This window comes from Staphylococcus sp. EG-SA-14 (assembly GCF_017151935.1).
In the GTDB taxonomy this organism is placed as follows: Bacteria; Bacillota; Bacilli; order Staphylococcales; family Staphylococcaceae; genus Staphylococcus; species Staphylococcus aureus.
Genome location: NZ_JACVZM010000001.1, coordinates 353229 through 372125 on the forward strand (window position 1 = coordinate 353229; position 18897 = coordinate 372125).

Consider the following 18897-nt stretch of genomic DNA (forward strand, 5'->3'; position numbering starts at 1 on the left):
TTTTTATTAGTCTGTTAACTAAAACGTCACAAAGTTATTAACATTTAGTGAAATTCATATTTCTACACAATTATTTCATTAATTTTTAAAATTGTTCTCGAATCGTTCTGTCATTTCGACATGTTTATGCAACTATTATTTCATTTTGCACCGGGACTATAGTTTCTATTTTTCATACTTAAATCGTCACAATGCCCATCAACATTGCAATTACTAACATAACGATGGCGAATCCCCAAATCCAAAAGAATGCATACTTAATATACGTGCCCATGTTTGCCTCTGCTAAACCAATTGCCAACCATAAGGCTGGTGAAAACGGACTGACAAATGTACCTATAATATTCCCTATAACCATTGAATAAGCTGTTGATACAGACGGTACACCAAATTGCCCTGCTGTTTGTTCGACGATCGGTAACACAGCAAAATAATAAGCGTCTGTGCTAGTTAGTAAATCTAATGGTACGCCAAGTAAACCTACAATAATATGCAAGTATGGTCCTACTTCTGCAGGAATCACTTTGATTAAATTCGTCGCAATCGCTTTAAGCATACCGGTTTCATTTAGTACACCTAAAAACATACCTGCTGCAATAATCACTGCAGCCATCATTAATGCATTCGGCGCATGCGCTCTTAATCGCTCCATTTGTTCATCCACTGATTTAAAATTAATAACGAGCGCCAATGAGACACCTATCATGAATGCAAATTCAGGTGGCGCAATATTTATTAACATCGATAGAATAACAGCTAAAGTTAAAGCTGTATTCACCCATTTTATCCATGATTTTGTTCTTGCACGTCCTTTTACAGGAAACCTTACATCTTGATCTCGTTCATATACTTCAACTAATTTATGTACATCTATATCTTGTGTTTGCGGTAATTCATTTCTCTCTATTGCTTTTTTGATACGTTTCTGTTCTTTAAATCCAAGATATACCGCAAACAACATAATAAGAATGAATCCTATTATTTGAATAGGAATTAATCCATACCATAATTCATTGACACTTTTGGCTTTTAACACTGCAGCTACACGTGCCATTGGACCTCCCCAAGGTACCATGTTCATAATCGCCGCGCTTAATGCTAATAGTAAAATCAATAAATATTTATTCATATTTAACGCTTTATATAAAGGTAATAATGCAGGAATAGAAAGCAAAAATGTTACCGCACCGGCCCCATCTAATTGGGCTATTGTGCCAATTAAAGCTGTCATTGCACAGACAATGACGACATTGCCTCGTGTCATTATTATTAAGCGTTTGACAAGCGGCTTGAATAAACCACTATCGTTCATGATGCCAAAGAAAATAATAGCAAAGATAAACATAATAACAACGTTGATGACTTGATCTAACCCTTTAGCAAAAAATCCAACCAAATCTGTCACACTATATCCTAAAATCATTGCACCTAAGCAAGGTATGATTGTCATACCAACAACTGGATTTATCTTTTTGGCAATGAGTAAACCTACAATTGAAATAATAATAATGAGCCCCATTACTGTTAACCACATATTATCACTATTCATATTATTTTCTCCCTCCACTTTTAATACAATTTACATAATCCCCCTCTTTAACTTAAGTATTATAATTAATATAATTTTTTATATTTAAGTTATCTCATTTTATCAAAAAAATCTTTTTTGCGTAATAGTTAATTCGGTTATCTAATTTTTATGCAGTATCTCTAATGACTATTTGAATCCAATTGATTAATTTGAATCTTTTCATAAGTATCATTTTTAATAGCAATGGTTGAATTCTCGGTTCTATTACACAAAAAAACTGGCTAAAATTAGCTATTATTCATAGCAACTTCAACCAGTTTTTCTAATAACCTATATATTTATTAAGATTTTTCAAATCGTCTATTTCTCTATGTTAGAAATCATCTTACATATGTTTATCATCTTCGCTTAGAAATTATTAGTATGCATCCCATCTTCATTTACAAACAGACATGTTATTACTTCAAGACTGCCTTTAGACGGCACACAGTTATTATTTTTTATCCAACCACGCTAAAAATTGAGCTTGTTTAGTATCGTTTATAAATTCTTTCGTCACTATTTGTGATAACAATTGCTGCTTTTCGCTGTGATTCATATCAAGTAACTTTATTTTCTGTCGGCAAGTATATAAAAAGTCGATATACGAACTGTATGATGGTGGATATAACGCCTCAAGCTCTGCCATAATTGATTTTGTCAACTTAGGACTCGCACCATCAGTTGATACACTGATAGTTAGCTTGTCGCGGTGTAGTGCACTTGGAAATACAACATTGCCATTTGATGCATCTCCAACATTATTAAAAAGGGCATGCTCAGGTAAGGCTTGTTTTACCGCTTCATTGACACGTGGCTCATTGGTTGCTGCAATAACTAGATACGCGTCTACAATATCGCTTGGTTCAAACTCTTTTTCTTTCCATATGACGACACCTTTATCTACCATATTTTGAAGTTTTTCAGTGATTTCAGGACTGATAACCATTATGTGTTCAACGTATTGACTTAATGTTTGTGCCCGACGACTTGCAACGAGGCCTCCACCAACTATGACGACATTTTTATTTGTTAAATCTATCATTAATGGCATATTCATGTTGAGCAACATCCTTTATATCTTTTTACGTCATTTCATCTTAAAACATTTAACACCAATCGCTAATAAACATCACGTTGATAGCGTTGTTGCTGTTTCATTTGACGCAATATCGTCTCCGCTTCTTCTTGAGAAATATGACGTTCTTTTACCAATACATCTTTAATGGCTTGATGGACATCTTTCGCCATACATTTTTCATCACCACAAATATAGATTGCTGCGCCTTGCTCAATCCATTCATTGAAACGTTCACTTTCTTCCATTATACGATGCTGTACATATTCTTTGTGTTCTTGGTCTCTTGAAAATGCTAAATCTACGCGTGTTAAGTTTCCATTTTCAAGCCATTCTTCTATTTCTTCTTCATATAAAAAGTCAGAACTACGGTGTTGATCGCCAAAGAACAACCATGTTTTCCCAGTCATACCAAGTTCTTCACGTTCTTGTAAATATGCTCTAAAAGGAGCAATTCCAGTACCTGGTCCAATCATAATAACCGGTATATCTTGCTTCATCGGAAATTTGAAGTTCGGATTTTTCTTCAAATAAATTGGTACTATATCGCCTGGTTTAATTCGCTCAGCAAAATGAACCGAGCATACACCTTTTCTCTCACGTCCATGTGCTTGATAACGAACCGTACCAACGGTAATATGCACTTCATCTGGCGTTGCCATAAAACTACTAGAAATCGAATACTCTCTTGGTGGTAATTTTCTAAGGATTTGATACATATTCTCAGGTTGTAATTCTATAGTTGGAAAATCTGTTATTAAATCTATAAAGTCCCGATTTATAACATATTCACGCGCCCATGACTCATCTTGAATACGTTCAGATAATTCTTCATTGTCAAAATAGATATCTGCATTTTTCAATAATGGCAATGTTAATTTAGTAAATTCAAAATGTGATGTTAGTGCTTCAACAATAGGAACTGTATCACCATGATCATTAATTGGCACCGGAGATTGCGGATCCCAACCTAACATGGATATTAGTTTTTCAACCAATTCAGGGTCGTTTTGCGGTAATGCTACTATACAATCTCCTGGTTCATATGATTCACTAAAATCATCAAGTAAAAATTCTATATGTCGTGTTTCTTTATTTGAATCGGTACCATTTAAATTGATATTCGCTAAAACTTCTGCTTGGTATGGATTTAATTTAGAATATTTCTTTTCTTTGGCAGACTTAATTGATTCACTTATCACCGATTCACTTTGAATACCTTCTGATGTAGTATCAATCATATTAATGATGTCTGCCATCCACTTTTCTGCGTCTTCTTCATAATCAATATCACAATCTACACGCTTACATATACGCTCAGCGCCTAGATTTTCTAGTAAAGCATCTACATCTTTACCAGCTTGACAGAAAAATTCATATGTTTGATCACCTAAAGCTAGTACTGAATATCTCACATGATTTAAATTAGGTGCGTTATCGTCTTCTAAAAATTCAAAGAAATCCCATGCATTATCAGGCGGTTCTCCTTCACCATGAGTAGACGTAATAATAAATAAATCTTCTAACTGCGCGATGTTTGTCGTATCATATTCATCCATTGACATCAAAACAACTTGATGTCCGATATCACTTAAACGTTCTGAAAAAATTTCAGCTAAACGCATGGCATTACCTGATTCAGAACCATATAGCACTGTAACATGCCGCTGATTAGCTTCGATATGTGGCTCTTTATTTTGTAACATATACGTTGTTGAAGTTGCTTGTTCTTCTGATATTTGTGATTGTTGCCACACTTCTGTCTCTAATTGTTGTTGATTACTATCACTTGTCGTATCGTTACTATTAGCTAGTAAAAAACCACTAAGCCACTGTTGTTGGCTCTCTGTTAATGTTTGCAGCAGATTGTTAATCTCTGTGACTTGTTTTTCTGTAAATGGACTATTAGATGTATTTAATTTCAAATGTTTTCACCTCAATAAACTTGAAATAGATGATTGACTCTTTTTTTATCGATAGTTTAGTCAATTTTTTAATATGTATGGTATAAATTAAAACAAACTTGAGTTGTGTCTGATAGTTATACTTGCAAATATTTACAACTTTCATGTTGCTTGAATGACATTATCAGTAATTCAGACAAAACTTTGATTATGTCGTGTCAGTTATTAATGCATACAGTAATGCATCGTTGTTATTTTTTATTTATTTACTATTTATTATGTACCAAATCAGCCTTTCAGTAAAATAGGTCAAATTACTGATTTTCTAAATATAAAATGCCTCCTAATGACATACTATTAGTACATCATTAAGAGGCTCTTGTGTTATTTGCATACTAAGCGCTCAATTTTAAATTTAAGATGAAGATTCTTGCAATAATATTTCTATATTTGTCGATATATCCAATGGATCTTCCATTGGCAAGAATCGATTTACAACATTGCCTTGTCGATCGATTATAAATTTTGTGAAATTCCATTTTATTGGGGACCCAAAGATTCCTGGTTGTTCATTCTTTAAATGCGTAAATAACGGATGTTCATCGTTCCCGTTCACAGATATTTTAGCTAGCACTGGAAATGTAACACCAAATTTCTCACGACTAATTTTCAAGATTTCTTCATTAGAACCTGGTTGTCGATTGTCAAAATTATTATTCGGAAAACTCAACACTACAAACCCACGATCCTTATATTTTTGAAACAAAGTCTCTAGTTTTTTCAATTGTTCGCTATATATACATTCTGTTGCAGTATTAACAACTAAAATCACTTTACCTCTAAATGCTTCTAATTTATAAGTTAAGCCTTTATAATCACTTACTTCGATATCATACACATTTCTATTATTCATAAGACACCCCTACACAGCCTTTTTTATATTGAATATGTTCTTTTTAGAATGTTCTGATAAAATAAGTGCGCGTTTACACCGCGAACATACATTATATAGCGTGATACATTTTTCGAGCACACGATAAATAATGTTCGAGTTTATGTTGTTGCTCAACCTATCCGATTTACCGTCTTTTTTCACCTGTCTTACTTTATTAAAATAATCACATTGTATAGCTGTATTAGTCCAGCTACAATATCTTTCGTTATAACCCCTCATTATAATCATCCTTATTTTCTATTTTTAAAAAGACAATTAGACCGCTCTTTAAACTATAGATTAATACTTAAGTTAAACTCATACATACTGATACCATACGTTAGATCTAACAATTTAAAATTCGTTATAACTATGGATTAAAGAGCTGCCCAACTCATATAATCCTTAAAAACTTCACATGTGATTGTTTATTAAGCCCTCCTTTATCTTATTAAATATCCTTATAACCCTTTTAAAATTAAACTGACACACTCATACATTGTTACACGCGACGATAAACGTCATATTATTGCATATCATTAAAACAAGTCACTTTGTATCGTGTGCGACCGAATACATATTAAATCATCAATAATGATTATTCAATTATTAAAAATAAAAACGAACATTCTATATAGAGTTTCTACTTATTGTTTTTTCATCATTGTCTACATTACTTAACATTCGTGTTTATAAGTAATATTGACCGCCAATATTTAGACACTTTATAAGTATGCCATTCATCATTTTTAATCATATTATTTTTCTTATTGATATTTCTATTCATATATTTCTGATTGTATATTTAGATATAATCATTTGTTATTGGAAAATATATGAAACAAATTTGACTCATCTTTTTCAATATCTAAATGACACGATGCATGATTTTTGAATTTTGTAATTAACTTCCTTTTAAATTAGACTGAATTATGACAATTTTCAAACATTTTAATGTGTAAATCATTGGCAAAATATACGAATTGCATTTAAATCGTCAATTTACATATATTTTTGCGTAGTAATCAATCGTTATCATTGTTATTTATCGTTACATTATTTCGAGTATCAGTATGTATTTCGGGCTTCGTTTGATAACGACATTTCTTTGTGACATCGCTTCATCAGTGTAACAACAAATACAATGATTTCGTGATGTTAGTTACCCATTTTATGTGTTGCATAAAATATGTTGTTATAAAACATTTTAAATCATTTTATATAAACAATCTATATATTTTTGGCATTTCCAAAATATCACTTGTTATATTAAAAACCGACAAGACATTTTATCTTATCGGTTGAAATTTGTTATTGTTATTTGTAATGTTTTTAGGTTTCTTTTTAATATAATATATTTCAGTGAAAATACATGATTGATTGTGATTTCACTGAAACATGGTTAATTGCGTTGTTGATGAATAACTTTAGCATAAATATAGGAAGTTATTTTGTACATCGCCATATATAGAAACGAAATTATAATGACAGCTAGTACGTAACTTGTTAAAAATATATGATGGTTATTAATACCTATCATATTTAGTAACGTATATACAATGTTACTAGAAATTAATGTGTGAATCAGTGCTACTGTTATTGGTATTGCGAACAAGAAAGTCATTTGATTTCGTGTTATCTTTGCTATTCTTCCATTATCTAAACCAAGTTTTTTCATAATGTCATAATTGTGCTGATTTGCATAGGCTTCTGAAACTTGTTTATAGTACATCATTAGAAATATTCCAATGACAAGTACAATTGATACTACGCCACCTACAAATATTAGTCCACCTGTCAAACGATCCCAAACCATTAGCATTTCTGATTTAGAATTTATTGACGCATCGTATTTTTTCGATAGCTTTTGTATTTGTGATGTTGTTAATTTCGTCTTTCCAAATACATTAAAGTTTATCGATATTGTCGAATTCTTTTGTTCATGTGCATAAAATCCTTTTACTTTTTGTAATTGATTGTTATCTTTAACAATTAAAACCATACTATCTTGAATCATCATCAAATTTAACGCATGTGCGTCAAGTTGTTTCACTTTAAAGACTTCATTATTAAGACCGACCTTAGACTGCTTTTTAAAAATAGGTACATTCGTAATCATACCTATACTTTGATTGTCTAAGTGTAATTTGTTTTGGTGATATCGATTATAATCTTGTGCAGTAAAAGCTGTAATCATTACTGATTGTCTTGAAAATATCGCGCCTTCATTACCAATGAAGTCTATTGGAATATCATCACTAGCCTGTTTTAACTTGTAATAAGCACGATTCTTTTCTAAAGAAGCTCTAAATAATGTCGTTTCATATACTTTGAAGTCTTTTGCATTAACCGAACCCTGTATATCACGTTTAATATTCTCAATTGTTTGTTGACGTTCTATTTGTGACTTAGAATTGTCGCTAAATGACAAATCATAATCATTCGTAATCAATTTCGTAATGGTATGATTCATATCACGATAGGTTGTTAATGTCATTGTGAGCGTTACAATCAAAAATGTACACAGCAAAGTGATTGTTGCAAGACTGACTGCATTCATTTTAAGACGTACACGCATCCCAACTACCACAAAAAAATACCGTGGATGATAGTAAACTTTTGATACCTGCTGCAATATACTAATAATTATTTCACTTATACCTACAAAAAATGCATAAGTACCGATAATAACTAATCCTATGACAATCCATATTTTAAAAAAGGCACCAAACGTCGTATCTTGTTGTAATGCAATAAAGTAGCCTAAATATAGTGCTGCGCTTCCTATAACAATTAAAACGTAACGCAACCATCGTGATATGACACTAGAATCGGAACGATGTTGATAAGTTATCGGCCGTTGAAAATTAATACTGAACAAGTTGAATATAAGTAGCATGCCCATTAATACAGCAATGATAATCAAAGTAATAAACATCGCTACAAAGTCAAATGGATAATACCTTAACGTCGCAACTTCACTGCCCATTATTTTCTGTATAAACAAGAAAAATATCGCACCAAGTAAGTATCCGCCGGCAATACTAACGACTGAAATTATTATAAATTGTAAGATAGTTTCCATTACTACAATTAAACGCATACTTTTCTTGGTCATGCCCAATGTCATAAAAATGCTAAACTCTTTTCGTCTTTGTGACATCATAAAGTGATTTGCATAGAAAATAAAAATAAAAGTTAAAAGCGCCATAAAAAAATTAGCTATGATAATAAATGGTACTAGGAAGTCATTCTTCTGTTTTATGTAGCTATTTAACCCAATTGACACAAGCGTATATTCAATCATGAATAGTACACTTACCGCTAAAATGAATGGAATGATTACAAGTCGCTGCGTAATAAATTGACGTCGCACTATGTGCCATAACAATCTTAACTTCATATATTGACACTTCCTCCATTCACAAGTGCTAAGCTATCTGTTATTCGTTGTTGAAAAGCTAATTGACTTTCTTCGCCACGATATATTTCATGATATAGACGCCCATCTTTAATAAAAATTACTCGCTCTGCATAAGACGCATCGATATTTGAATGAGTTACCATTAAAATTGTCTGTTCCAATTGATGAATCTCTTGAAATAACATCATCAATGCCTTTGATGTTTTTGAATCAAGTGCACCTGTAGGTTCATCGGCTAGTAAAATCGTCGGTTTAGTAACTAATGCACGTGCAATGGCAATGCGTTGCTTCTGACCCCCCGAGATTTCAGAAGGATACTTGTTTAAGAATCCCTCTAAATGTAATTGTACTGCCAACTGATGTACCCTTTGTTCTATATCTTTTCGTTTAGCACCAGCTAAAATTAATGGCATCATTATATTTTCTTTATTCGTCATTGTTGGTAAAAGATTAAAATCTTGAAAAACAAAACCTACCATTTGTTGACGATACAGTGCTTTACTTTTATTTTTCATATTATTTAAATGTGCGCCATCCACAATAATGTCACCTTCAGTTAGTCCATCAAAAGAAGCAATTAAATTTAGTAGTGTAGACTTCCCTGACCCAGACTCACCCATAATTGCAACAAATTCACCAGCTCCAACTGATAAATTCATTTGATTAAGTGCTGTCGTAGCATTCAAACCTTTACCATAAACCTTTTTTACATGTTTCACTTCTAGCAACATGGCATGCACCTCATTTCTTTGTTAGTTCTATATTAAAACAAAAAAATACTAATAACATTTAAATTAGTGAAAAAATGTTACTAGTATGCTTACAATATTGAAAGTTTTTATTCATCTGGAAATTGAATCGTAAATGTTGTACCCTCATTTTGTTTAGATACGACTGAAACAGGATGGTTTGTGTGAGTTGAAATTTGTTTTACGATAAATAAGCCAATCCCACTTGAGTTACTTTGACGCTGGCCATTATAACCTGAATAGCCCTTATCAAATATTTTAGGCAAGTCCGCTTCACTAATACCGATACCATTATCTTTTACGTATAATTGATTGGATTGCTCATCAAATTCAATCCATATATCTTTACCTCTCGCATACTTAAGTGCATTATTTATTAATTGTTCTATCAGTAAAGAGGTCCATCTAACGTCAGTTAATACTTCGTGATGACAAGGTTCATAATGGATTTTTGTTTTTTGATCAATAAACTGTATTGAATATTTCATAATAATTGGGCGAATGATATTGTTAATCGAAATTTTAGTGACAGAAATATCAGAAGTTTCATTTAATAACTTTAAATAACTAAGTGCTAAACTTGTATAGTTATCAATTTGAATAACCTCTTGACGAACACGATTCACAACATTAGGCTCATCTCTTTCAAGTAACAGTTGTGCTGCAGTAATGGGTGTTTTCATTTGATGTACCCATGTTAAAAAGTAGCTCTCTACATCATTTTTATATTCAATTTGTTCATTTTTAAGCTGATACAACGCATTTTCTAAGTTTTCAATTTGTTGTTGTTGGCTTATAGTTTTTACAAAACTTAAATATTTAATACCTATGAATATGAGTAATAATAATAAAATAACGCCAAGTGCTAGTAAATATGCTTCTAATGGCAAATGATACAGGTAAAACATTAAGCCAAATAAAGCAAAAATAACTATGACTATTGCTATTTCCTGAGTAATACTTTTAAGAAAGGTCATTGCATTCACCCTATACTTTATATCCGACATTTTTCTTTGTAATAATAAAATCATTAACGCCAATAGTATTTAATTTTTTACGCAGGCGCGTCATGTTAACAGCTAATGTGTTATCATCTATGAAGTTTTCTGATTCCCAACATTTTTCAATTAAAGCAGTTCTACTTACATATTTATCTTCATTTTGAAATAATAACTTTAATATTTGTAATTCAGTCAAAGATAGCTGTATGTTTTGTTCTTGATACACGACTTTTGCTTCATCTAATATTAATGTACAACCTTTAACCGTCAATGAATCATTAGCTACTGACAAGTCATAAGTTCGTCTCAATAATGCTTGAATTTTGGCAATCGTTAATGACAAGTTAAATGGTTTTTCGATAAAATCATCTCCCCCCATTTGTATTGCCATAATTTGGTCCATATTATCAATACGGGAACTAATAAATATAATTGGCACATTAGATGTTTTTCGGATTTCTTGACACCAATGAAAACCATTTAACGTTGGCAAATTAATATCTAGCAATACAAGCTGAGGTTGATGTTGGTTAAAGATAGACAGTATATCATCAAATTGTTCAACGACAATAACACCGTAATTCCATTTTTTAAGTTCAGATGCTAAACTTTCTGCTATAACAAAATCATCTTCAACAATTAATATTTTCATCTATAATCTTCTTCCTTCAATTGAATTACCCTTTGTTATCTTTTTGTTCTTTAGCCTGTTGCAATGACGGCTCTTGATTTGAACTTTCCGTGTCATTTGTATTTTGATTTAGTGTATTTGCTTTTTCTTTCTCGAGTTGCTTTTTCTTCGTACGTTTACGCTCCTCTAAAATAGACAACACTATAAAGAATATGATTAATAATGGAGATAACATTACTAGTATCATTTTTCCACCTCAAATTATATTTAATTCTATATTTTCACACGCTTCTATTCTAACGCTTTCTATAACAAATTGTCATATATATTCATTTTTTGTTATTCTAAATCACTCTGTTTACATATTTTTAACTAAAACTACATAATTGCTCAAAATTCCTCTTTTACACTGAAGACATAGTCATATACTCAGGAGGATGTCTTATGTTATCAGTTAAAAAAGCCACAAAATTTGCAGTTGCTAACCTTATTATCGTGTCAACGGTTTTTAGTTCTGTCACACCTGCAATTGCGCAATCCGATAAAAGTTCTAAAGATGAAAGTTTCGCGGTTGGTAATACTAAAAATCCAAAAAATGTTATCTTTTTAGTTGGCGATGGCATGGGTCCATCATTTAACACAGCTTATCGTTATTATAAAAATGATCCGCATGCTAAAGAAATGACCCCTACTGCTTTTGATTCATATTTAAAAGGCACAAATCGTACATATTCAAATGACCCAAAACAGAATATTACTGATTCTGCAGCTGGCGGAACAGCCTTTAGTTCTGGTCATAAGACATATAATGGTGCCATCGGTGTTGACAGTAACAAGCAGAAAGTAAAGACGGTGCTTGAACGTGCAAAAGAAAAAGGTAAGTCGACTGGTCTTGTTTCAACAGCTGAATTAACAGATGCAACACCAGCAGCATATGCTGCACACGTGACTTCTAGAGATGATAAAAACGAAATCGCTAAACAATTTTATAAAGATAAAATCAACGGAAAGCATAAAGTTGATGTTTTATTAGGCGGCGGCGCTAAATATTTCGGTAAAAGTAATGGCAATTTAGATAAAAAATTCAAAAATGATGGTTACGACCTTGCCACAAACAGTAAGGAGTTATCAAAATCTGATAAAGATAAAGTTCTTGGTTTGTTTGCAGATAAAAATATGCCACTTGCAATAGATGCTTCTAAAGATGAACCATCATTAGCTGATATGCAACAAAGTGCACTTAGTAAGCTTGAGCGTAATAAAAAAGGATTCTTTTTAATGGTCGAAGGTGCTTCTATAGATAAATCAGCGCATTCCAACGATATTACAGGCGTTATGTCTGAAATGGAAGGTTTTGAAAAAGCATTCGATGACGCCATTCAATATGCTAAGAAACATAAAGATACACTTGTCGTTGCAACAGCAGATCACTCTACTGGTGGTCTAACAATTGGTAAAGATAAAGGATACGAATGGAATCCTCAACCGATTAAATCGATGAAACACTCTGGATCATATATGACAGAAAAAATGGCTAAAGGTGAAGACCCTGAAAAAGTTATTAATGAAGGTTATGGCTTTGAATTTTCACAAGATGATATGAAAAAGGTTAAAAAAGAGAATAAAAAGCTAAAAAGACTACTTAAAAAAGAAAAAGACGAAAAATCCGCAAAAGTAGAAACGCAAACAAAAGCCCTACAACACGCTATTCAGAAGCCAGTAAATGATAAATCTTATACAGGGTGGACTTCCGATGGACATACAGGCGAGGATGTTAATACCTACGCTTATGGACCTAGATCAGAATCATTTAGTGGTAATATCGAAAATACAGAAAGCGCAAAAATAATATTTGATATATTCAAGTAAAGCATAAAAAAATTCCCGAGCACTATAACAAGGTGTTCGGGAATTTTTTATGGTTTAATTTAGTACTCAATGTTAGGTGCTTGGTTAACACGTTCTTGGTATTTTTTAAATGCGAAGTATAAACCGCCAACTAATGTTAAAATAACTGCTAATTTTTTCATCATTCAAACTCCTTTCTAAGATGTGTTGAAACTGAGTTCAATTAAATTATATGTTTTTATTATACACTTTTTGACATATTTTTTAAATTTAAGAATGCGAAGATTTTTAACATTTCTGATGCTAGCTTTCTTTTTCATCTTTCAAATGCTTAATAAAATCAAAGCCAGGTCGCCCTTTAGCCAATGCTTCCATCACATCATACCAATCCGAACCGACTTGTTGATATATATTTTGCAATAATTCATCTTGCGCCTTGTTCAATTCAGCAATGAGTTGATCGCCTTTATCCGTCGAATATAATTTTTTGACACGTCGATCAGTCTCTAAAACTTTTTCAATAATGAGACCTTGCTCTTTTAATTTTTGAAGTGTTGCATGTGATCCTTGTTTAGAAATTTCTAATATTTCTAGTAATGATTTAATAGTAATACCAGGTAATTTATTGATAAAAAACAAAAAACGATGATGCTGACGGCTCATACCATACTTCTCTATAATTTCATCAGCGGTAGTAATAAACGTTTTATATGCAAAATAAAACAACATATGCTCATAATCGTTTTTATTGGTCGACATGATGATGACTCCTTTCAAAGCGTTAACCTCATTATAATAAAATTTATAATGTAAGTCATACAAATGATGATAAAACTATAAGCTAAATCTAAGTTTCACGAGAAACATTTTTGCGTATCAGCAAATTGCGCCAATCATATTAATACAAATTTAATTTAAACACTCAGAAATGTTAGTCGTGCGTAAATAGTTTGTATCTCTCACTCTGTGTATTTAATGCAACCACATATTTTCCAGGAAATAATTAATCATTCACCATCCATGTTATAGCACGCTTAATCGCTTGGTCCCAATATGCATAATCATGATCTCCTGGTCCATCTTCAAATTGATAAGGAACATTTTTACGTGATAAATAATCGATAAAATCTAAGTTGTCTTGATATAAAAAGTCTTGTTTACCACACATAATGAGCAATTTTGGAATTTGTTTATCTTCAGCTACAGCTTTGTCTAGCAAATAATACGGATCATGTTCAGTTCCTTTAACACTTGAAAGATTGCCAATTATGGCCTCTTTTGAAAAATCATTCCACTCTAGATCCATTAAATTTTGCGCTTCAAACACAGCAGATAATGGTACAGCTTTGGCAAATTTATCCCCTTGTGTTAATGCAAATTTAATTGTGCCATATCCTCCCATAGAGTGACCTGCTATAAAATTGTCATCACGCTTTTTGGAAAGTGGAAATATTTGATGAACATAATCATATACTTCCAAAATATAATCATAATAGCTATGACCATATGCCATGTTAGCATATGCGCTATGATCCACATTGGGCATAATCACAGCTAATTTGTGTTCATTCGCATACCTTTCTATGCTTGTATATCTCATATATGTCGTTTCATCACTTGATAATCCATGTAACAACATTAAAGTTTTTAATGGTTTAGCAGTTATATCGTTATTAAAGAAGCTTTGATCTTCCGGTAAAATGACTGTCAAATTTTGATGCATACCAATTGTTGGTGAATGATAGTTTAATGAAATATAAGCCATACGTCATGACCCCTTTCTAATTCTACTCTATCAACATTTTACGCTTAATCAATTCACTTTAAAATCATTTTCAACAAAAAAACCGAATACAAATGTATTCGGCCTAAAAAAGTATTTACGCTTTTTCTTTATGATCTTGCTTGCGTTTTCTAAACAATAGTAATGATCCTAATAATGCCATCATTGCACCAAATAAAGTTGCATTTGTGTTTTCGCTCTTATCTCCTGTTTCTGGTAAAGCATCAGTTTTGTGTTGTTTTGATACCTTATTAGAATGGTTTACTTCACCTTTAGGATTTGATGGTGCTTTCTGTTCATTATTTGGTGGTGTAACTCTTGAATCGGAGTCACTATCTGAATCCGAGTCGCTATCCGAGTCTGAGTCGCTGTCTGAATCTGAATCGCTGTCTGAGTCTGAATCGCTATCTGATTCTGAGTCGCTGTCTGAGTCTGAGTCGCTATCTGAATCTGAATCGCTGTCTGAGTCTGAGTCGCTATCTGAATCTGAATCGCTGTCTGAGTCTGAATCGCTATCTGATTCTGAGTCGCTGTCTGAGTCTGAGTCGCTGTCTGAGTCTGAATCGCTGTCTGAATCTGAATCGCTGTCTGAGTCTGAATCGCTATCTGAATCTGAGTCGCTATCTGAGTCTGAGTCACTGTCTGAATCTGACTCACTATCTGAATCTGAGTCGCTATCTGAGTCTGAGTCGCTGTCTGAGTCTGAATCGCTGTCTGAGTCTGAATCGCTATCTGAGTCCGAGTCACTATCTGAATCTGACTCACTATCTGAATCTGAGTCGCTATCTGATTCTGAATCGCTGTCTGAGTCTGAGTCGCTATCTGAATCTGAGTCGCTGTCTGAGTCTGAATCGCTGTCTGAGTCTGAATCGCTATCTGAGTCCGAGTCACTGTCTGAATCTGACTCACTATCTGAATCTGAGTCGCTATCTGATTCTGAATCGCTATCTGAATCTGACTCACTGTCTGATTCTGAGTCGCTGTCTGAATCCGAATCGCTATCTGAACCTGAGTCGCTGTCTGAGTCTGAATCGCTGTCTGAATCCGAATCGCTATCTGAACCTGAGTCGCTGTCTGAATCCGAATCCGGATCCGGGTCTGGGCTTGGTTCTGGATCTGGCGTTGGTTCCGGATCCGGGTCTGGACTTGGTTCCGGTTCTGGGTCTGGACTTGGTTCTGGGTCAACCGGTGGCCCTGGAGTTGGGTCTTTCGGATTTACTGCTGAATCACCATCAGCACTTCCACCACCATAACGTACAACATTCTCATTATTCCAACCGAAAATACTGTAGTCTTTACCTGTCGCTGGGTCAACATTTTCTTGAATGACTTGCGTTTTCAAGTTTTTACCTGTTTTATCATAATGACCTTCGACTAAAACGACATACGTTTTATTTATATCACCAAAATTAATACTTGCTACATTTTGGTATTTATAAGTGATTTTATCCTTAAATTGATCAGTTACTTCTTTAAGATTAGAGTCATTTGGGTCTGCATAGTAGCTATCTGATAATTTAGATGTATCATTCACTTCAAAAATTCTCAGTTTTGTATCTGTAGCACTTACTTTACCGCTACTTTCTTCGATTTTATCTTGGTAACCTTTAATATACACCCACGTATTACCTAAAACTCGTTGCTTAGGGTTAACAAATACCGTTTGCTTGTATGTATTTTGACCTGAAGCTGTATCTACACCAATAATTTGAGAAGAAATGTTCGCGCCATTTGGCTTATCAATTCCTGCAATTGGCGAACTATAGTTATAAGTAATTTTATTATTAAACATTTCATCCGCAATATTAATATTTGCATCATATGTTCCTGATTTAGGTGCCTTTGCTCTGTCTGTAAATAGTGGTAATGAAAATTTCCCATTAATATTTTGCTTATCATTTACATAATCTGTAAAGACAAATGTATATGTCTTAGTCAAAATATCATATGTCGCTTTTGCTACAACTTCATTTTTATCGTTTACTATATCTGCAATTGGCATCGTATTATTCGAATTAGAGTAATCCACGTCTCCATTACCAGTTACACTATCTGGTAACTTCGCTGTAAAATAATCCCCTGATTTCACTTGTCCAGTCACTGTAAAGTTTGCCGCCATAAAAGTATTACCACTTTGGTTAGGGTCAAATGTAGTCTTTTCTAATTGAAAATCTTTTGCCGTAACTTTATCATTTACATTTGTACCTTTAGCATCAGCAGCATTTACTACAGGTTCAGCAACTGCAAGACTACGTACAGCTCTCGTTCTAACACTTGGTTTACTAGTTCCTTGCGCATTGGAAATTGTTTGTGGTGATGATTGTGGTAAATCTAATGTTTGAGGATTTTTAAGCTCACTGTTTGTCGCTATGCTATTAGCATCATTCGTTGTTTTATTATCTACTTGAGAATTTGCTTCTTGAGGAACAGTTTGATCTTGCATTTTTGCAGCAGTTGCTTGATCTTTAATTGCCGTCAGTTGAGGTGTTTCATTTGTTGAAGCTGGCTCTGTTGTAGTGGTATTGCTCGTTTGTGTAGACATTGGTTTTGCTGTGCTATCTACATTCGCACTGTTTGTGTTTGCACTAATATCAGATGTATCATTAGCCGTTGTATTTAATTGAGGTGTTTCTATCATATTGTTTTTTTCGGAATCTGCACTTGCATTATTTTTCGAAGATTGCGTTGTATCGTTCGATTGTTCTGAAGCTTGTGCTTGATGATTGCCTATCCCAAATAGTATAGTTGCCCCTACTATTACTGATGTGGTACCTACTGTAAAACGTCTAATCGAATACTTATTCTGCTTATTCGACAAATAATCAATTCTTTTTTTCAAAAATATTACTCCATTTCAATTTCTAGATTAGTCTAAATTGTATAATGAAATAAGAATTATATCAATTGCTTTTCGAAAAAAATTACGTAAAATTTGTTTTCTTCCTATTTATATAACTTAAAATTTTCTGTTAACTAGCAAAAATCAATATACCATTTTTACACTATTGCAAATGTTTTACTTTTCAAAAACTTAGAAGTTCTAAATTTTTCATCACCTTAAATTTTACTGTAATTTCAACAATCAAATTTAACTAACATTTTAAATTATTCATCATGCTAGCAAAAAAGGCCTAACGTATAAATGTACGTTAGACCTCATGTTCAACTTATTCATTTTACATTGTATATTAAACACATACATCATTGAATAAATGTTTGCTTACTAACCAATTTTTATGATCTTTAACAACAAGTTTTTCATCTTTAAGTTCATGAATAATATGACCAGCTGTTTCCCGGGAAATCCCAGCCATATCACTCATGAGTTGAATAGTTAAAAACTGTTTGATTTCATAAAATTCATCTTGATCGTACCCTACTGTCTGACATATATGACATAACAATTTAATAATTCGATCTTTAGCAAATTTACTTGTTAATGCCATGTTATAGTTCATGTGTTGCTGCTCATTATCATTTATTAATGCAAAAAGTGTCAAAAATATATCATCATTAGCTTTGCACAAAAAGGCCATCAATTCTCTAGGCAATCCAAGAACTGTACAATCGGTTAATGCTGTACACAATTCATTAACCTCTTTCGGATGAAATAAGTTACTGATTGGAAATAATACTTGCTCTTTATTAAAATAACGATATACATCTCCATTTTGATTGTAATGTTCTCTAATAATGTTACCTTCAATTAAAAAGTAAATATTGCTACTTTCTTGTGGCGAAAAATAAATAACTTGGCCTTTCGTATAATGTCTGACAAAACATTCACTTTGATATGGTTGTAATATACTATATGGGATATTAATGTAATCTGCTAATGCCTTTAGTTCATGTTCTAATTTATTATTTCTACCCAAAATAAAGTTTTCTGTCATAAGTTAAACTCCTTCAAACCTTGCAAAGTGTCAGCAGACAACTTTTTCATTTGAATCAACGGAGAAACATATTTAATGTTTT

At 32.7% G+C, this 18897-nt stretch carries 17 protein-coding genes and 1 pseudogene; 2 read left to right on the top strand and 16 right to left on the bottom strand.

The features are described 5' to 3' along the window. Positions 1–178: 178 nt before the first annotated feature. From IDG63_RS01730 to IDG63_RS01740, 3 genes are all read right to left on the bottom strand, one after another. Positions 179–1549, bottom strand: a complete 1371-nt coding sequence (locus tag IDG63_RS01730; protein ID WP_001083491.1) for a CitMHS family transporter — start codon at positions 1547–1549, stop codon at positions 179–181. A 475-nt stretch (positions 1550–2024) separates the two neighbouring features. Beyond that, complete coding sequence (locus IDG63_RS01735) at positions 2025–2630, bottom strand: NAD(P)-binding protein (RefSeq protein ID WP_001057045.1); 606 nt, start codon at positions 2628–2630, stop codon at positions 2025–2027. Between the two features lie 62 nt (positions 2631–2692). After that, positions 2693–4573 (bottom strand): assimilatory sulfite reductase (NADPH) flavoprotein subunit, encoded by a 1881-nt coding sequence (locus IDG63_RS01740; protein WP_000775148.1) that lies wholly within the window; start codon positions 4571–4573, stop codon positions 2693–2695. A 194-nt stretch (positions 4574–4767) separates the two neighbouring features. Here IDG63_RS01740 and IDG63_RS01745 point away from each other — a divergent pair, with 194 nt between their 5' ends. Further along, the gene (locus IDG63_RS01745; protein WP_010956583.1) at positions 4768–4860 is read left to right on the top strand and encodes a hypothetical protein; all 93 of its coding nucleotides are present in this window, start codon (positions 4768–4770) and stop codon (positions 4858–4860) included. A 107-nt stretch (positions 4861–4967) separates the two neighbouring features. On the opposite strand, the gene IDG63_RS01750 is transcribed toward IDG63_RS01745, so the two are convergent. The 8 genes and pseudogenes from IDG63_RS01750 to IDG63_RS01785 form a co-directional block, all read right to left on the bottom strand. Beyond that, positions 4968–5465, bottom strand: a complete 498-nt coding sequence (locus IDG63_RS01750; protein ID WP_001065268.1) for a glutathione peroxidase — start codon at positions 5463–5465, stop codon at positions 4968–4970. Positions 5466–5474: 9 nt separating this feature from the next. Continuing rightward, entirely contained in the window at positions 5475–5735 is a 261-nt protein-coding gene (locus IDG63_RS01755) for a hypothetical protein (RefSeq protein ID WP_001791974.1), read from the bottom strand. A gap of 381 nt (positions 5736–6116) precedes the next feature. Then, positions 6117–6230: pseudogene (locus IDG63_RS01760) on the bottom strand (hypothetical protein). 658 nt (positions 6231–6888) lie between these two features. Further along, positions 6889–8889: an ABC transporter permease gene (locus IDG63_RS01765; RefSeq protein ID WP_000776740.1), complete on the bottom strand. Its 2001-nt coding sequence runs from the start codon at positions 8887–8889 to the stop codon at positions 6889–6891. Then, complete coding sequence (locus IDG63_RS01770; protein WP_000923760.1) at positions 8886–9641, bottom strand: ABC transporter ATP-binding protein; 756 nt, start codon at positions 9639–9641, stop codon at positions 8886–8888. The genes IDG63_RS01765 and IDG63_RS01770 overlap by 4 nt, the downstream gene beginning before the upstream one ends. Before the next feature lie 107 nt (positions 9642–9748). After that, positions 9749–10636, bottom strand: coding sequence for a nisin susceptibility-associated two-component system sensor histidine kinase NsaS (nsaS, locus tag IDG63_RS01775; protein ID WP_000143417.1), 888 nt, complete (start codon positions 10634–10636; stop codon positions 9749–9751). A gap of 10 nt (positions 10637–10646) precedes the next feature. Then, on the bottom strand, positions 10647–11312 hold the full coding sequence (gene nsaR / locus IDG63_RS01780; protein ID WP_000697877.1) for a nisin susceptibility-associated two-component system response regulator NsaR: 666 nt from the start codon (positions 11310–11312) through the stop codon (positions 10647–10649). Positions 11313–11337: 25 nt separating this feature from the next. Further along, positions 11338–11538: a hypothetical protein gene (locus IDG63_RS01785; RefSeq protein WP_000604727.1), complete on the bottom strand. Its 201-nt coding sequence runs from the start codon at positions 11536–11538 to the stop codon at positions 11338–11340. Between the two features lie 197 nt (positions 11539–11735). On the opposite strand from IDG63_RS01785, the gene IDG63_RS01790 reads away from it, so the two are divergent. Then, positions 11736–13160: an alkaline phosphatase gene (locus IDG63_RS01790; RefSeq protein ID WP_000953748.1), complete on the top strand. Its 1425-nt coding sequence runs from the start codon at positions 11736–11738 to the stop codon at positions 13158–13160. A gap of 59 nt (positions 13161–13219) precedes the next feature. Here the strand turns inward: IDG63_RS01790 and IDG63_RS14990 are convergent, their stop codons facing one another. The 5 genes from IDG63_RS14990 to IDG63_RS01815 form a co-directional block, all read right to left on the bottom strand. Continuing rightward, on the bottom strand, positions 13220–13321 hold the full coding sequence (locus IDG63_RS14990) for an SE2200 family small protein (protein WP_000731972.1): 102 nt from the start codon (positions 13319–13321) through the stop codon (positions 13220–13222). 121 nt (positions 13322–13442) lie between these two features. Further along, positions 13443–13898: a MarR family winged helix-turn-helix transcriptional regulator gene (locus tag IDG63_RS01800; protein ID WP_000106185.1), complete on the bottom strand. Its 456-nt coding sequence runs from the start codon at positions 13896–13898 to the stop codon at positions 13443–13445. Between the two features lie 244 nt (positions 13899–14142). Then, positions 14143–14904, bottom strand: coding sequence for an alpha/beta hydrolase (locus tag IDG63_RS01805; RefSeq protein ID WP_000323441.1), 762 nt, complete (start codon positions 14902–14904; stop codon positions 14143–14145). A gap of 115 nt (positions 14905–15019) precedes the next feature. Then, on the bottom strand, positions 15020–17761 hold the full coding sequence (clfB, locus tag IDG63_RS01810) for an MSCRAMM family adhesin clumping factor ClfB (protein WP_000745815.1): 2742 nt from the start codon (positions 17759–17761) through the stop codon (positions 15020–15022). 349 nt (positions 17762–18110) lie between these two features. After that, entirely contained in the window at positions 18111–18815 is a 705-nt protein-coding gene (locus IDG63_RS01815) for a Crp/Fnr family transcriptional regulator (protein ID WP_000138215.1), read from the bottom strand. Positions 18816–18897 lie beyond the last annotated feature (82 nt).

Coding starts and splice junctions, on each gene's coding strand:
- IDG63_RS01730 (WP_001083491.1), bottom strand. CDS start 1,549: ATGAATAGTGATAATATGTGGTTAACAGTAATGGGGCTCATTATTATT.
- IDG63_RS01735 (WP_001057045.1), bottom strand. CDS start 2,630: ATGAATATGCCATTAATGATAGATTTAACAAATAAAAATGTCGTCATA.
- IDG63_RS01750 (WP_001065268.1), bottom strand. CDS start 5,465: ATGAATAATAGAAATGTGTATGATATCGAAGTAAGTGATTATAAAGGC.
- IDG63_RS01755 (WP_001791974.1), bottom strand. CDS start 5,735: ATGATTATAATGAGGGGTTATAACGAAAGATATTGTAGCTGGACTAAT.
- IDG63_RS01765 (WP_000776740.1), bottom strand. CDS start 8,889: ATGAAGTTAAGATTGTTATGGCACATAGTGCGACGTCAATTTATTACG.
- IDG63_RS01770 (WP_000923760.1), bottom strand. CDS start 9,641: ATGTTGCTAGAAGTGAAACATGTAAAAAAGGTTTATGGTAAAGGTTTG.
- nsaS (WP_000143417.1), bottom strand. CDS start 10,636: ATGACCTTTCTTAAAAGTATTACTCAGGAAATAGCAATAGTCATAGTT.
- nsaR (WP_000697877.1), bottom strand. CDS start 11,312: ATGAAAATATTAATTGTTGAAGATGATTTTGTTATAGCAGAAAGTTTA.
- IDG63_RS01785 (WP_000604727.1), bottom strand. CDS start 11,538: ATGATACTAGTAATGTTATCTCCATTATTAATCATATTCTTTATAGTG.
- IDG63_RS01790 (WP_000953748.1), top strand. CDS start 11,736: ATGTTATCAGTTAAAAAAGCCACAAAATTTGCAGTTGCTAACCTTATT.
- IDG63_RS14990 (WP_000731972.1), bottom strand. CDS start 13,321: ATGAAAAAATTAGCAGTTATTTTAACATTAGTTGGCGGTTTATACTTC.
- IDG63_RS01800 (WP_000106185.1), bottom strand. CDS start 13,898: ATGTCGACCAATAAAAACGATTATGAGCATATGTTGTTTTATTTTGCA.
- IDG63_RS01805 (WP_000323441.1), bottom strand. CDS start 14,904: ATGGCTTATATTTCATTAAACTATCATTCACCAACAATTGGTATGCAT.
- IDG63_RS01815 (WP_000138215.1), bottom strand. CDS start 18,815: ATGACAGAAAACTTTATTTTGGGTAGAAATAATAAATTAGAACATGAA.